The organism is Gammaproteobacteria bacterium, assembly GCA_041395725.1.
Lineage (GTDB): Bacteria > Pseudomonadota > Gammaproteobacteria > Pseudomonadales > Pseudohongiellaceae > NORP240.
Genome location: JAWKZW010000001.1, coordinates 831989 through 846212 on the forward strand (window position 1 = coordinate 831989; position 14224 = coordinate 846212).

General features: G+C 58.2%; 15 protein-coding genes. 8 read left to right on the forward strand and 7 right to left on the reverse strand.

Going from position 1 to position 14224, the window contains the following annotated elements; genetic code table 11:
- Positions 1-98 precede the first annotated feature (98 nt).
- A complete protein-coding gene (locus R3F50_03695) occupies positions 99-542 on the forward strand; it encodes a hypothetical protein (protein MEZ5489406.1) in 444 nt (147 codons plus the stop codon).
- Positions 543-769: 227 nt separating this feature from the next.
- Here R3F50_03695 and R3F50_03700 read toward each other — a convergent pair whose 3' ends face one another.
- Together R3F50_03700 and nhaC are read right to left on the reverse strand one after the other, a co-directional pair.
- Positions 770-1003: a hypothetical protein gene (locus R3F50_03700; GenBank protein ID MEZ5489407.1), complete on the reverse strand. Its 234-nt coding sequence runs from the start codon at positions 1001-1003 to the stop codon at positions 770-772.
- Between the two features lie 297 nt (positions 1004-1300).
- Entirely contained in the window at positions 1301-2719 is a 1419-nt protein-coding gene (gene nhaC / locus R3F50_03705) for a Na+/H+ antiporter NhaC (protein ID MEZ5489408.1), read from the reverse strand.
- A 285-nt stretch (positions 2720-3004) separates the two neighbouring features.
- Between nhaC and R3F50_03710 the strand changes: the two genes are divergently transcribed.
- Both R3F50_03710 and R3F50_03715 read left to right on the forward strand, forming a co-directional pair.
- A complete protein-coding gene (locus tag R3F50_03710) occupies positions 3005-4042 on the forward strand; it encodes a hypothetical protein (protein MEZ5489409.1) in 1038 nt (345 codons plus the stop codon).
- A 75-nt stretch (positions 4043-4117) separates the two neighbouring features.
- Positions 4118-4606, forward strand: a complete 489-nt coding sequence (locus tag R3F50_03715) for a DUF6265 family protein (protein MEZ5489410.1) — start codon at positions 4118-4120, stop codon at positions 4604-4606.
- A gap of 35 nt (positions 4607-4641) precedes the next feature.
- Here the strand turns inward: R3F50_03715 and R3F50_03720 are convergent, their stop codons facing one another.
- Positions 4642-5538 (reverse strand): CoA ester lyase, encoded by an 897-nt coding sequence (locus R3F50_03720; protein ID MEZ5489411.1) that lies wholly within the window; start codon positions 5536-5538, stop codon positions 4642-4644.
- A 62-nt stretch (positions 5539-5600) separates the two neighbouring features.
- On the opposite strand from R3F50_03720, the gene R3F50_03725 reads away from it, so the two are divergent.
- Positions 5601-6470: a MaoC family dehydratase N-terminal domain-containing protein gene (locus R3F50_03725; protein MEZ5489412.1), complete on the forward strand. Its 870-nt coding sequence runs from the start codon at positions 5601-5603 to the stop codon at positions 6468-6470.
- 51 nt (positions 6471-6521) lie between these two features.
- Here the strand turns inward: R3F50_03725 and R3F50_03730 are convergent, their stop codons facing one another.
- Positions 6522-7670 (reverse strand): acyl-CoA dehydrogenase family protein, encoded by a 1149-nt coding sequence (locus R3F50_03730; GenBank protein ID MEZ5489413.1) that lies wholly within the window; start codon positions 7668-7670, stop codon positions 6522-6524.
- A gap of 185 nt (positions 7671-7855) precedes the next feature.
- Positions 7856-8419, reverse strand: a complete 564-nt coding sequence (thpR, locus tag R3F50_03735) for an RNA 2',3'-cyclic phosphodiesterase (GenBank protein ID MEZ5489414.1) — start codon at positions 8417-8419, stop codon at positions 7856-7858.
- A gap of 93 nt (positions 8420-8512) precedes the next feature.
- Here thpR and R3F50_03740 point away from each other — a divergent pair, with 93 nt between their 5' ends.
- Positions 8513-9589 (forward strand): alpha/beta hydrolase, encoded by a 1077-nt coding sequence (locus R3F50_03740; GenBank protein MEZ5489415.1) that lies wholly within the window; start codon positions 8513-8515, stop codon positions 9587-9589.
- A gap of 233 nt (positions 9590-9822) precedes the next feature.
- Here R3F50_03740 and R3F50_03745 read toward each other — a convergent pair whose 3' ends face one another.
- Both R3F50_03745 and R3F50_03750 read right to left on the reverse strand, forming a co-directional pair.
- The gene (locus R3F50_03745; GenBank protein ID MEZ5489416.1) at positions 9823-10575 is read right to left on the reverse strand and encodes a PilZ domain-containing protein; all 753 of its coding nucleotides are present in this window, start codon (positions 10573-10575) and stop codon (positions 9823-9825) included.
- A 157-nt stretch (positions 10576-10732) separates the two neighbouring features.
- A complete protein-coding gene (locus tag R3F50_03750) occupies positions 10733-11275 on the reverse strand; it encodes a tetratricopeptide repeat protein (protein MEZ5489417.1) in 543 nt (180 codons plus the stop codon).
- Positions 11276-11474: 199 nt separating this feature from the next.
- Here R3F50_03750 and R3F50_03755 point away from each other — a divergent pair, with 199 nt between their 5' ends.
- The 3 genes from R3F50_03755 to R3F50_03765 all read left to right on the forward strand — a co-directional run bounded on the left by R3F50_03755 (position 11475) and on the right by R3F50_03765 (position 14223).
- Complete coding sequence (locus R3F50_03755; protein MEZ5489418.1) at positions 11475-12086, forward strand: cytochrome C; 612 nt, start codon at positions 11475-11477, stop codon at positions 12084-12086.
- Between the two features lie 242 nt (positions 12087-12328).
- Positions 12329-13471, forward strand: a complete 1143-nt coding sequence (locus R3F50_03760; GenBank protein MEZ5489419.1) for an NADH:flavin oxidoreductase — start codon at positions 12329-12331, stop codon at positions 13469-13471.
- Complete coding sequence (locus tag R3F50_03765) at positions 13471-14223, forward strand: M15 family metallopeptidase (GenBank protein MEZ5489420.1); 753 nt, start codon at positions 13471-13473, stop codon at positions 14221-14223. The genes R3F50_03760 and R3F50_03765 overlap by 1 nt, the downstream gene beginning before the upstream one ends.
- Position 14224: the final 1 nt, after the last annotated feature.

Genomic DNA, 14224 nt, shown 5'->3' on the forward strand with positions numbered 1-14224 from the left:
GTATTCGGTCAGCTTACCTGACCTGAAAACCCCGAAATCCAGCGCGCCTCACCCCGCGTCAGGCGATGCTGATCATTTGACTCTGGACGCCTGGCCCTATGAACAACGTGCTGATCATTCTGCTTGCTACCGGGACTTTGCTATTTCAACAGGCCCTCTGCCAGGATAATCCACTGAGACAACCATTACTTGACGGAGCTGGCCACCCGCGGGAAGACGCCTACCAGCAGATTCCCTTACGCCCGGACGATCAGATCTACGCCGGCATAATAGAGGGCAGCTGGATGAAACAGGTGCTCATGGAGCTCGACCGCATCAGCCTTGATGACAAAGCGTCAGGTCGCCTTTTCTGGGGGCGCAACCTGGGCACCGCGGCACACGAAATCGCACAGGTCTGGGCTGAAGCTTATTTCGCTCAGTTTGGTCTGGAAAATATTCAGCGGCGGGCGTTCGCACTTGACCCGGTCTGGGTGGTGGACTCCTGGGACGTTCGCTTCAGCAGTGGGCTTGAGGAATTCAGGCTTACGTCGGCCTGCCCCTGAATGCCCGCGACACCTTCGGCACCGCCCAGGGCAGTTACGGGGACGCCATGGTGGCCATCGTTAGCGGCGCCACACTGCTCAATGAATTTCTGACACCGTTTTTTGTACACCATGCGATCCGCCGCCAAAAGCATTGAACCTGGGACAGGCCAACTGTTTGACAGGCACGCTGTTGAAAATCCAGCCGGGTGGCCACTGAGGCATTAAAAATAGTCTGAAAACCTGACTCAGAGGGAATCGATATCTTCCTGCAGGCGGTGCCGTTTGTCGGTAACAATGGATTCCAGCACCCTGACCCGTTCTTCCAGGTTCCGGGTCTTCTGCTCAAGCCGCGCATTGATTGCCGCCAGTTCAGAGCCGTTCGAGCTGGAACGGGCCTTGATCAACTTTACCCGGTAATCCATGTAGACGCAGAAGCTTACAAATCCGAATATGATTGCCAATGTGGGTATGTTATCCATTTCAGGGTCTCCGGCAAAAAGGGAACTGAATTGACTGGTCAGGATACCTCAAACACTTCAGAAACAGAATCAGCGAGCCTCTGATCAGGTCTGACTGAAAACCGGCCGCTGTCCGGTCTGACTCCTGCAGAAGCCGATTTTCGCCAAACCCACTGAGTAAAGAATATGACGTCTGCCACAATGCCAATTGCGGACGATTGCCACGCTTTAAAACCCCTTGCTAAGGTACCTCTGCTTAAGTACCACAATGCTCTGGGGGTGGTACTTGATCAGAGGCTCCCTGGGTTTGTTTTCCCTTCAGGCGGACACAGAAGGCTCAGCCACCTTTTCTTTCATCAGCCCGATACCGAGGGTCGCCATTACTACAGCCACCACGCCGTTCAGGTAGTTAAAAAAGGCATAGGGCGCGTATTCAATCACCGACACTCCCAGAGTGGCCGAGTAGAATGCGCCTGCGGTAGTCCAGGGAATCAGGCCGGTGGTAAGGGTTGATCCCTCCTCGACACTGCGTGACAGCACGGCAGGGTCCAGGGACATTGCCTGATAGTGGGATTTAAAGAGCTGACAATTAAGGATAATGGAAATGTAGGCCTCACCCATGGCCATGTTGCCGACCAGGCCGGCGGCGATCGTCGTGGCGATCAGAGCACCGACCCGTTTAACCCGTAACAACAGGCCCGCCAGCAGGCGCGCCAGCATACCGCTCTCATGCAACACACCCCCCAGTGCCAGTGCCATGAGCGCCAGCAGCAGGGTCCAAGCCATGCTGCTGATACCGCCTCGACCCAGCAGACCATCGAGGTTTTCGATGCCGGTGTTACCCGGCGTATTCAGCCACAGAGCGTTCAATACCACGGTGAAATCCGTTCCCTGATAGAAGATCGCCACCAGGCATGCGGTCACAATACTGGCGGACATGGTCACTTCCGCGGCGACACGACGCACACTCAATACCACCATGACCAGCAGGGGCAGAAACACGATAAACGGCTGCAGACGGTAGGCGCCTGCGAGGGCACGGCGCAGGGTATCGATATCACTGCCCGGCACCGTCGACGGGGTCAGGAAAGCACCGACACCAGCCAGCAGGACCAGCGTCAACAGATAGGTGGGCAGCGTGGTATACAGCATCGACCCGATATGGCGATACAGGCTGGTACCGGCACTCATGGCGGCCAGGTTTGTGGTATCGGAAATCGGCGACATCTTGTCCCCAAAAGTGGCCCCTGCCACGACTGTTCCCGCCACCAGTGGAAGGGGCACACCCATGGCGCCTCCGATACCCATCAGCACCACACCCATAGTCCCGGCCGTGCCCCAGGATGTGCCGGTAGCCAGTGACATGGCGCTGCAGAGCAGAAGGCTGACGACCAGAAACCAGGCGGGATTGAGAATACTCAACCCGAAATAGATCAGACTGGCGATGGTACCCGCCTGCATGAAACTGGCAATCACCATGCCGATCAACACGAAGATGTAGATAGCCGGAAGTGCCTGGCTGATTGCCTCGCTTATCATCCGTCGGATGGCGTGGAAATCGTAGCCAAGTATTGCTGCGTGCGCACCGGCCCATAGCAGGCAGAGAAACATCAGGCTGTGCAGATCCACGGCCAGCAGGAACAGACCGGTGGAAAGCAGCCCGAAGATGCCCAGAAAACACACCAGTGCCTGCGTCAGTGAAGGGATAAGGGCGGTGTTGTGAGTGGCAGTCGACATGAGTAACGTTTCTTTGCAACCGGAGTTCCGCAGAATAAAAGCTAACGGGGGTGAAGTCCACGCAACTGTTGGTCGTTGCAGATCAGGCAAAGCGCGTGGTCAGAAGGCTGTATCTGCCCGAGACCCCGTGGCTCGACTTTGCTTCTGACATTGGTTACGATCCCTGAACAATCTGAAAACGCCCCGCTCTGGGGTCCAGATAGCTGCAGTTACCTGTTTAATCAGTAATATCCGGTAAGCAACCCTGGCCAGGGCGCCCCCTAACAACCAGTCTGGAGTTGTGCCATGAAAGCAATAACAGCAAATTGCAGCTCTTTTTTCCGCGCCTCTGCCCCCAATCTTGTCTTCGCCCTTACCCTGAACCTCCTGGCCACAGGCCAGGTACTGGCCCAGGAAGACCAGGCCTGGGAAATGCCCCGAACCATCGACGGACACCCGGACCTGCAGGGCGTCTGGGAGAACAACACCATTACACCGGTAGAGCGGCCCGACCTGTTCGGCGACAAAGAATTTCTCACCGATGAGGATGTCGTTTTCCTGGAACAGCGGCTGCAGGAAATATACGCCGCCGGTGAAGATGCGCTGTTCGGCGAAGGGGTATTGCAGGCCGCCTTCAGCGGTGAAATCGTTTCCTACGATCCTTCCACGGGAAATTACGACTCCCAGTGGATGGCGCAACGCACCATTCATCGACGCACCTCGCAGATTATCGATCCACCCAACGGCAAATACCCGCCGCGCACCGAAGCCGCCATTCAGGCCGCCCGGGAACTGCGGGAATGGCGCGCGGCCCATCCCGCCGACTCCTGGCTGGACCGGCCCCTCGGCGAGCGCTGCGTCAGTTTCGGCGCACCGCGCCTGAGCGCCGGTTACAACAGTTACTGGCAGATCGTTCAATCAAAGGATCACGTGGTGCTGTACCAGGAGATGGCCCATGATGCCCGTATAGTGCCACTGATCGAAAAACCCCCGATCGACGCCGATATCAGGCTCTGGCACGGCGCCTCCCGCGGCTGGTGGGAAGGCGATACCCTGGTCATCGAAACCACCAACTATTCTGAGCGCAGTGACTCGGGGCCGGACACGGTCAGCAAGGTCAATGTGGAACGCCTTACCCGCATCAGCGATACGGCGCTCCAGTACCAGCTGACCTCTCATGATCCCGGTACCTACACAGCACCGTACACCCGTGAAATCATCTTTGATTACACTGAGGATGATATTTATGAGTACGCCTGCCACGAAGGAAATTACGGCATGATGAATATTCTTTCCGGTCATCGGGCCGAAGAAAGAATGGCTGCGGAGGAAGCAGCGCGTTAAAGACCGTTGTAACAGCCCCCCCGAACCTGCAACGGGTCGGGGGGCACTAATACGATTTGATAGCTGGAGTTCTGAATGAGCATGAAGAATATTTGCGCCACCGCAGTTTTGAGTCTTGCTGCCACCACCACTTTTGCCGGGCCACCGGCGGTCATCGAAGACCTGAGCTGGATGACTGGCAACTGGGCCGGCGCATTGGGGCCCAATCAGCTGGAAGAAAACTGGATCAAGGCCGAGGGAAGTTCGATCGCCTCCATGGTGCGCATGACCGGCAACGACGCAACCAGCATGTTCGAGATGATCACCATCGAGGAAGTGGACGGCTCGCTGGTACTGCACATCCAGCAGTTTGATCCCGGTTTCAAGCCTCGCACCCCGGAACCGCAGGAAATGGAGCTGGCTGAGATCACCGCTGACAGCGTGCGCTTTGTGGCGGTATCGGAGGGCGGCATGGCTTCTCTGGGCTACAGCAACCCGGACCCTGACACGTTTATCATCCATGTCGGCCAGGCCAACGGTAACACCCTCGACATCCCGCTCAAGAAGCGCTCAATCTGGGAATAGCAGCGGCCGCCGCGCAGCTGATCCGTTGACCTGCCTCAGCGGGTTTTCTCCTGGATCAGCCTGGCCCGCTCGACGGTTTTCTGCGCGCTTTTGAGATGCGGCCTGTCCACCATCTCACCCTGAAAGGAAAACGCCATGCGGCCCTGCTGCCTGGCTGTTTCGAAGGCCTGCAGCAGTTCCTGTGCCTGTTCGACCCGCTCCGGTGTGGGCGTGAAGGCCGCATTGACGATGTCGATCTGCGCAGGGTGAATGGTCAGTTTACCGGTAAAGCCCATACTGGCCGTCAGGCTGCACTCCCGACACAAACCCTGTTCGTCCCTGAAGTCGACGAACGGACTGTCGATGGGCTGAATATCTGCAGCCACGGCAGCCAGCAGGCACAGAGACCGTACCAGCTGAAACACCTCAAGATAGTTACCCTGCGCATCCCGCTTTGCCAAAGCACCGAGGGCCGCCGAGAGGTCCTCGGCGCCCCAGGCCACCGCCTCGATACGTTGGTGCTGCAGCATGCTGGCCAGGTTAAAGATGGCCGTCGGCGCCTCGGTACCAATTACCAGCAGCGGGACAGCGACCGGATCCAGATCAAGTTCAAGCTCTCTGGCAACAAGAAGTCGATCAATCGCTTCGATGTCCCTGAGACTGGTAATCTTAGGTACAACAATGCCATCCGGCGGCGACTGCATGATCGCTTCCAGGTCCTGCCGGCCCCAGGGGCTGTCCAGCGCATTGATCCGGACCAGCTTCTCCCGACCAGCGAAATCCGCTTCCCTGAGCCAGTCACAAACCTGCGCTCTGGCCGCTTCCTTCAAGTCTGGCGATACGGAATCCTCCAGATCCAGGATCAGAGAGTCCGCCGGTAATGTGAGTGATTTATTGAACATGCGTTCACTGATGCCGGGAACAAAATGCAAACTTCTGCGCAAGCCAGTCACTGCCAACTTCTCCTGCTACACTACCGAAGTATTGAGGCTACCACAGGTTTTCTGAGACTGACATGACTGACCAACAGAATGAATTTGCCGGCTGGATCGGCACAACCCGGCAAGAGCAGGACTGCGTGACTCGCGCGCCTCTGACGTCCATGGCCGCCCTGCTGGACAAAGATCCATCAGCGGCCGGCCTACCCGGCTGCCTGCCGCCCCTGTGGCACTGGCTCTACTTCCATGCCCCGGCCAGGCAATCCCGGCTGGCGCCGGACGGGCATCCCGCGAAGGGCGAATTTCTGCCGCCAATCACACTGCCCAGACGCATGTGGGCCGGCGGCAGATTGACTTTCCTGCAGGACATACCCGTAGGTTGCGAGGTGACCCGAACGTCAACCATAGACAACATCTCACAGAAACAGGGGCGCAGCGGCAGGCTGGCCTTTGTGCTGGTACGACACGCGATTAACGTCGATGGCAAACCTGCCGTACTGGAACATCACGATATCGTGTACCGCGATGCACCGGTGTCGAACGCCGAACCGACTGCAGTAAACGAGGCTCCCCTGGCACCTCAGGATTGGGACTTCAGCAGGCAACACTGTGCCGACATTGTGCTGTTATTCCGTTATTCGGCCCTGACCTTCAACGCCCACCGTATACACTACGACCGCGATTATGCGGTGGGCAAAGAAGGTTATCCGGGCCTCGTTGTACATGGCCCGCTACTGGCAACTCTGCTGATGGAGCTGTTAACGGATAACAAGGCGCCAATCAGACTGCAGGAGTTTTCCTTTCGGGCCCTGCGCCCGGTATTTGATAACCAGCCTTTCAGGGCCTGCGGAAAACTGCTTGAAGACGGTCAGTGTCAATTGTGGATAGCCAATCAGGACAACCATCTGTGCATGGAGGCAATGGCCCACTTTCACACCGGAGGCTAAGGACCCTCTGATCAGTTACCGTGTTGCTCTGCGGAATGAATCGGGGTTTCGTTAATAAGACCGCGGCATGCCGAGCACATGCTCACTCAGGTACGAGAGGATCAGGTTGGTGGAGATTGGCGCAACCTGATAAAGCCGGGTCTCCCGCAGCTTTCTCTCGATATCGAATTCCCGTGCAAAGCCATAGCCCCCATGAGTCTGCACACAGACATCACCGGCCTCCCAGGAGGCCTCGGAGGCAAGCAGCTTGGCCATATTGGCCTCCGCGCCACAGCGCTCTTCACGGTCAAACAGCTCAGCCGCTTTCCAGGTCATCAGTTCTGCGGCCCGCATGTTGGCGTAGGACCGCGCGATGGGAAACTGGACTCCCTGGTTCATGCCGATAGCCCGCCCGAAAACCTCCCGGTTTGAAGCATAGGCACTGGCGCGCTCGATGAAAAATTTACAGTCTCCGATGCATTCATAGGCAATCAGGATCCGCTCGGCGTTCATGCCATCCAGAATGTAGCGAAACCCCTTGTGCTCTTCACCGACAAGGGAATCGGCCGGGATTTTCATGTCCTCAAAAAACAGCTCGGTGGTGTGATGATTCATCATCGTTTCGATCGGTCTGACAGTCAGACCCCGCTCGCGCACCTCGCGCATATCCACCAGAAACACGCTCAGTCCATCGGTCTTCTTCGTCACTTCCTGCAATGGTCTGGTGCGCGCGAGCAGCAGTAACAGATCGGAATGGGCTGCCCGACTGATCCAGATCTTCTGGCCATTTACCACGTAGTGATCGCCGCGCTTCTCGGCAAAGGTATTGATAGACGTAGTATCGGTGCCGGCCGCCGGTTCCGTGACGCCGAAGGCCTGAAGCCTGAGCCGGCCACTGGCAATCTCTGGCAGGTAGTGTTGCTTCTGTTGCGCCGAGCCATGTCGCAGCAAGGTACCCATGGTATACATCTGGGCATGAAAGGCGCCGGGGTGACCACCGGAACGGGATATCTCCTCCAGAATGACACCGGCCGTCGCCACGCCCATGCCGGAACCGCCATACTCCTCGGGAATAAGCACCGACAGAAAGCCAGCGTCCGTCAGCACCTGAATGAACTGATCCGGGTAGCCGCGGCTGCGGTCCAGTTCACGCCAGTAGGCATTGGGGAACTCCCGGCAAAGGCGGACAACGCTGTTGCGGATTTCCTGTAATTCATCCATGGGTGGCTCGCCTCTCTGGCGCTGAAGCGTGTGCAGGTTCTTCTGGACGCCTGGGATACCAGGGCCTGTTCACACTATTTTGATTATCGCTGCTGGAGGTCATTTTTGCCCCCAGCCAGGTGAAATGAGTGTAGTTTAGCCGTTCTGAATAAGTGAATTCCAACAACGCCGGAGCAGAAACTGCCTCAGCGCAGCAGGGAAACCGAGTGCAGCACCTCGTAACGGACACCGTCAGGCAAAGTCCTGGATTCATAGAGATTAACCGCTCCCGCTTGCAGCCCCTCCCACTCCCGGTCCGCATACTGCTCCCGCAGGGCAGACAAGTCTACCCGATGATCGGGGCGCAGCCGTGCCACGGTGAGATGCGGTACAAAGGGCTTGTTGTCCGGCTGGCAACCCACAACGGCGAGAAACCGGTTGAGCCGGGTGACCAGGGCGTCAAGCCTGGCGTCCGGTTCTACACCCAGCCAGATGGCCTGCTTGAAATACCCTATCCCCGCGAGCCGCAATTCCAGACCGGCCTCGGCTGCCAGCGCCTGATCCATGACCTGACTCAACAGAGGGATATCGGATTCCGGGATCATACCGAGGAATTTCAGCGTAATATGCAGATTCTCCGGCGCTACGGGCCGCACACCGGCCCCCGGGCTGGCGGCAAGCACCCGCAGACTCTCCAACACACCGCTGACGCGCTCGCCCGGCTGATAGGCCAGCCCAATGAAAAGCCGCCTGCGTTTGTGAGTCGTCATATCTGTACCCGATGCCCTTCAGGTGGCAAACTTGGGATTATTCAGGAACCACTGGTGTGAATCAATCATCGCAAAGCAGGATCAGGCAGCCCCATGGGCAGAATAACAGCCCTTGTGTGCGCCACCTTGGCGCTACTATCAGCCCTGACCGCCATGGCAGCGGCACAGGCTAAGGAGGAGAGAACCATGAGCAACCAGTCCCTGCCGGAAGACATCAATTTCCGTCATATTGAAACCAATGGCATCCGCATGCGGGTAGCCGAAATGGGCGAACGTGGCCCTCTGATCATTCTCGCCCATGGCTGGCCAGAATCATGGTACTCCTGGCGCCATCAAATGCCGGCCCTCGCGGCGGCGGGCTATCGGGTTGTAGCGCCCGACATGCGAGGCTACGGACAAACCGATGCCCCACTGGCCGTGGATCAGTACGATATCGAACACCTGGCCGGTGACATGGTCGGCCTGATCGACGCTTACGGTGAGCAACAGGCGATTATTATCGGGCATGACTGGGGCGCCATCGTAGCCTGGTACAGCGTGCTGCTGCACCCGGAGCGCTTTACCGCCCTGGTGGCATTGAGCGTGCCTTTTACGGGCCGGCCATCCAAATCACCGCTGGCGAGCTGGCAGGAAACTTTTGGTGACAATTTCTACTATATTCTCTACCACCAGGAATCCGGCGTGGCCGAAGCGGAGTATGACGCCGATCCCGAAGGCCTGCTCAGTCGCCTCTACCTGTCGCCGGATTCACCGCGGGAAGCACCGGAAGTAACTGACCGGCACCGTTCAGCCGGTGGCTGGATACCCCGCCTGGGCGCACCGAAGGGGCTACCCGACTGGCTGACCAGAGAAGACCTTGATTATTACGTGTCCCAGTTCGAACAGGCAGGATTCCGCGGCGGTATCAATTATTACCGCAATTTCCATCGCAACTGGGAGATCACCCCCCAGTTGCAGGGCGCCAGCATTGATATTCCCGTTCTTTTCATTGCCGGTGAGAAAGACATGGTGATCGCCGGTGCCAGTCAGGAAAAAGTAACCGCCGGCATCAGCCGGGTCGCCAATGACCTTCGCGGAGTGACGCTGCTGCCTGACGCCGGGCACTGGATTCAGCAAGAACTGCCGGAGGCCACCAACAGGGAGATCCTGAGTTTTCTTAAGGGATTGTGAGCGGGTGACGGGCCAGGGTTTTCACCCTGACCTCACTCGGTTTGATTCTGGCTGATATCCCCTATATGTAAAATTAGCTGACGCCGGCGATGCGCACTTTCAGCCAGAATCCGCAATAACTCAAGCGGCGCCAGCGAGTTGCGGCAGGCCTAGGGATAGCTCACCAATGATAAATTTTCTGACACAGAAAAGAGGGTAATTGCGCCATCGGCGTCGCGGGCAATTGACTGCTCTCAGACATAAGCGCGGAGCTGCTCCCGCTTCAGCTGGGCCACAAAGTTGGCCAGCAGATTATTGTCCTTCTGGGTAATCTCGAGAATGCGACCTCCGATCAGAGTCGCGTGCGTATCGGAAGACACTGCATGGATATTGCGGATTTCCATCCGGCAGGAGATCTTATTCTGAGGATCCAGCTCTATCTGACAGCCAACCGTCTGGTCTCCGTCGGGGAAAAACTGGCTCAAGAAACGCGGCAGCTCCGACTCTGTTTTCACACCGATTCCCAGCCGGGAAATATCCCGGACGGTGCCATCGATCTCCTGGTTCTCAGGCCCCTGCAAAGTAATTCTTACCCGGTTTCTGATCTCGTCCAGCAGTACCCGAAAGGCCTGCCTGGGCGTTGCAGTGCCCAGCTTCTCTGGGATTGTGACCTGATAGCCAAGACTGACGTCCTGCGCCAGGGGTTCGATGAAGCGACTCTCAAAAACCAGTTCCCGACTCCGCATGGCGGCTTTGATGATCACCGGGTTATCTTTGACTAGGGCGGGTGGCGCGGCTGGAATGGAATCCTTGATGGTCATGACGCGATGCTGAGGGCTCAGCGCCGTGACGATGCTGGGATAGAAATGGCTATCCCCTGCGAACTGTACGGAAATAGCGCTGCGACTGTCCCGCAGACAGGTCAGAATATCAATGACTTCTGCATAAGAATCCGACACAGATTCCCCTCTCACCAGATGTTGAATCGTCTCAAACACACCGTTCATGCCCACCACCGGGAATCATTGTTAGCGCCTCTATCAGTCTTTATTGGGGTTTCCGGACGGCTTGTTTGACGCTTGTTAATAGTGGCCACTGACCACGCCAACAAAAAATGATGCAAGTTCAGGGCCATATCTGCAATCCAAAGTTCGTGCATGGCTGTCATGGGTCAATCCCGGCCAGATCGTTTGCCGCTTTTCTATAGTAGTTCGGTTGTAGTTCCAGCACCATTGACAAGTATTTCCTCGCCGCCGAGTGATCATTCCGAAGGCGCGCCGCGTAACCCACGCTGTTGGCGGCAACCGATCGATCATCCCAGACTTCATAAAGGGCTATTGCCTCTTCATATCGGCCCTGCAGCGCAATACAAAAGGCTAGGTTACTCTGGGTGGTCACTGAGTCCGGCGCCAGTTCCACGGCACTTCGGAGCAGTCTCTCTGTCTCTTCGAGGTCGTCCGTGAGCAATCTTGACCAGCCAAGACCAGCCAGCACCTTGGGACGACCGGGAAGGATTGCGAGGGCCCGCTCGAAGTTTTCACGTGCCTCATCAAAGCGGGACAACAGGTCAGCGATTGCCCCCGGGACATTCCAGGCCATCCAGCATGATGGCTCCAGCGCCACAGCCTGTGTCAGATAGTTTTCCGCGTCCGCCAGAACAGCGGCAGGAAGCCACAATAGACCAAACCGCTCCAGCGCCGGCGGCAAGAAAGCTGGCCTCCTGACCGGACATGGCATTGACAGCATTCCTGCCTGCCCGCCAGTTGTGAGAGGAAGGCTATTTGACCTGGCTCCCTGCTTAGCTGAACACACCAGCCTCTCATCCCAAAGCCGACACAAATTCCATGTATCCTGACAACCAATCCGTTAAAGTATCCCCTTGCGCGGTAATCCTCCGGAGGCAGGTATGCAGCAGAATCTTTCCGTTTTTTCCCGGCTGATGCTCAGCGGCGGCGCCCTGTTGCTGGCAGCCTGCGCCAGCTACTACAACCCCCTGGACGACTATGAGCAGCTGGACCCGGCAACCATTCTCGCCACGCCGGAGCCGGAGCCCGGCAGTTACCCGGTGGAACTGGTCGAGCGCGGCAAGTACCTGGTGGGACTGCTGGGCTGCGGCAGCTGTCATACCGATGGCGCCCTGGTTGGCGCCCCGGTCACGGGGCGGGAGCTGGCCGGTTCCTCGGTGGGCATCGCCTATTCCAATCCACTGGCCACGGCCCGCCCCGGAGTGCTGTATGCCTCAAACCTGACACCGGACCCGGAGACCGGCATCGGCAGTCAGAGCCTGGCCGATCTGGTGCGGATGATCCGCCTCGGGGTGAACGAACACGGCAGCCAGACCATTCCGGTTATGCCCTGGCCGGCCTATGCCAATATCGTCGAGGAGGATGCCCAGGCCATCGCCATGTACCTGAAAAGTCTGCCCCCGGTACGGCACCAGGTACCGGAAAACGTGCGGCCCGGTCAGCGGGCCTCGGCGCCGTTCGTGCATTTCGGGGTTTATCAGTCGCGGGAATGACCGGCAGGAAAAGAGCCTTCTGAAAACAATCCTGGTTCCTTAACCAGGGAATCCCTGATTAGTTACGCTGGACTCTGTCGAGCGCTACTGCCAGGCGCTATATGCAGGGAATGGTCACTCCCCTGCCAGGTACGACAATCACGCAGTGGCGCGCGGCAGACCCTCACAACGGCTGAACCGGTTATAATGCCGTCCTTTACCCGGCCCGATCCGGTAAACCATTGCCTGGAGTTCCAACTGACATGAGCGACCCTGCGACACACAACGTGGATGTGTTATTCCGCCCTTTTCCGTTCGGGAAAGTTACCCTGCCCAATCGCCTGGTGATGGCGCCCATGACGCGCAGCATGTCACCCGGCAACATTCCCGGACCGGACGTGGCCGCCTACTACCGGCGTCGCGCCGAAGGGGGCACGGGGCTGATTGTCACCGAGGGAACACACCCCGAATTCAAAGGCGCACACGGCTACCCTGATGTACCGAACTTTCATGGCGACGCACTGGCCGGCTGGCGCCGGGTGGTCGACGAAGTGCACGCCGCCGGCGGTTTCATCATCCCCCAGATCTGGCATGTGGGGAGTATCCGCAAGAAAGGCTTGGGGCCGGACCCTGACGAGGCCATTGTCGGCCCCTCCGCGGTCATGCACCCGTTTCACCTGTCCCAGGGCGAAGCGCCGCCAGGAGCCGAGGTGCCCGAGGCCATGAGCCAGCAGGACATCGACGACTGCGTGGCTGCTTATGGAAAAGCTGCAGCGGATGCGGTTGCTAACGGTTTCGACGGCCTTGAGATTCATGGTGCCCACAGCTACCTTATCGATCAGTTCTTCTGGTCGGCAACCAACCAGCGGCAGGACAAATACGGTGGCAACCTGGCGCAGCGTACCCGCTTCGCGGTGGAGATCGTGACGGCCATGCGGGCTGCGGTGCCGGAAGACTTTCCCATTGTGTTCCGTTTTTCCCAGTGGAAAAGTGGCGACTATAACCACAAGATGGCGGCATCCCCCGAAGAACTGGAATCCTTCCTGCAGCCGCTGGTCGAAGCCGGCGTGGATATCTTTCACTGCAGTACCCGGCGCTTCAACGACCCTGAATTTGAAGGCTCCAGCCTGAACCTGGCCGGCTGGACCAGGAAGCTCTCGGGCCTGCCCGCCATCACGGTAGGCAGCGTCGGTCTCGACAGCGATTTCCTGCGTACCTTTGGCGGTCAGGAAACCCACAAGTCCGATATCGGCGCGCTGATCGAGCGAATGGAGAGGGGCGAATTCGATCTGGTTGCGGTTGGCCGGGCGCTGCTGTCCGATCCGGCCTGGGCCAACAAGATCAAAGCCGGGCGCGAAGAGGAAATCATCGAATTCACCCGCGACTGTATGCAGAAACTGGCCTGATGGGACAGGAACGCCTGCTGTTGCTGCTGACCCTTGGCCTCGCCGGCTGCGGGAACCCGAATGCTGAACAGAGCCTGCCGGACGGTTTCGTGTCGGTAGCCGACATCGACAGTACGATTCAGCTGGATATCCGCTACTCTACCGCCAACAATTTCCTCGGCCGCCCGGTGCAAGGATACCTGGCACCTGCCTGTATACTGACCGAAGCGGCAGCCCGGGCGCTGCAACAGGCTCAGGTTCAGGCGCAGACATTGGGCTATGCGCTGAAGGTCTATGACTGTTACCGCCCGCAGCAGGCGGTCAATGACTTCGTCGGCTGGGCGGCAGATCTGGATGATACAGTTCAGAAACACCGCTTCTACCCCGCCGTGCCGAAACAGGAATTATTCTCGCGCGGCTATATCGCCGAACGCTCGGGCCACAGCCGCGGCAGCACGGTAGACCTGACCCTGGTACCGATCGATACGCGCCAGCCAGCAAGCGACCCGGACGCCAGCCGCTACGACTGTCGACTGGACCAGACTCGACGCTACCCGGACAACAGCCTCGATATGGGAACGGGCTATGATTGCTTCGATGAACTGTCACACACCGACAACCCGGTGTTCACTGGTCAGATCCGGCAGAACCGGGACCTGCTGCGTACCCTGATGGGTTCGGCAGGCTTCAGCAACTATGCCCAGGAATGGTGGCACTACACCCTCGATCAGGAGCCCTTCCCGGACCGCTATTTCGACTTCCCCGTTCACTGAC

Bases quoted from the DNA above. Each gene is read 5' to 3' on its own strand.
- R3F50_03695 (MEZ5489406.1), top strand. From the start codon at position 99: ATGAACAACGTGCTGATCATTCTGCTTGCTACCGGGACTTTGCTATTT.
- R3F50_03700 (MEZ5489407.1), bottom strand. From the start codon at position 1,003: ATGGATAACATACCCACATTGGCAATCATATTCGGATTTGTAAGCTTC.
- nhaC (MEZ5489408.1), bottom strand. From the start codon at position 2,719: ATGTCGACTGCCACTCACAACACCGCCCTTATCCCTTCACTGACGCAG.
- R3F50_03710 (MEZ5489409.1), top strand. From the start codon at position 3,005: ATGAAAGCAATAACAGCAAATTGCAGCTCTTTTTTCCGCGCCTCTGCC.
- R3F50_03715 (MEZ5489410.1), top strand. From the start codon at position 4,118: ATGAGCATGAAGAATATTTGCGCCACCGCAGTTTTGAGTCTTGCTGCC.
- R3F50_03725 (MEZ5489412.1), top strand. From the start codon at position 5,601: ATGACTGACCAACAGAATGAATTTGCCGGCTGGATCGGCACAACCCGG.
- R3F50_03730 (MEZ5489413.1), bottom strand. From the start codon at position 7,670: ATGGATGAATTACAGGAAATCCGCAACAGCGTTGTCCGCCTTTGCCGG.
- thpR (MEZ5489414.1), bottom strand. From the start codon at position 8,419: ATGACGACTCACAAACGCAGGCGGCTTTTCATTGGGCTGGCCTATCAG.
- R3F50_03740 (MEZ5489415.1), top strand. From the start codon at position 8,513: ATGGGCAGAATAACAGCCCTTGTGTGCGCCACCTTGGCGCTACTATCA.
- R3F50_03745 (MEZ5489416.1), bottom strand. From the start codon at position 10,575: ATGAACGGTGTGTTTGAGACGATTCAACATCTGGTGAGAGGGGAATCT.
- R3F50_03755 (MEZ5489418.1), top strand. From the start codon at position 11,475: ATGCAGCAGAATCTTTCCGTTTTTTCCCGGCTGATGCTCAGCGGCGGC.
- R3F50_03760 (MEZ5489419.1), top strand. From the start codon at position 12,329: ATGAGCGACCCTGCGACACACAACGTGGATGTGTTATTCCGCCCTTTT.
- R3F50_03765 (MEZ5489420.1), top strand. From the start codon at position 13,471: ATGGGACAGGAACGCCTGCTGTTGCTGCTGACCCTTGGCCTCGCCGGC.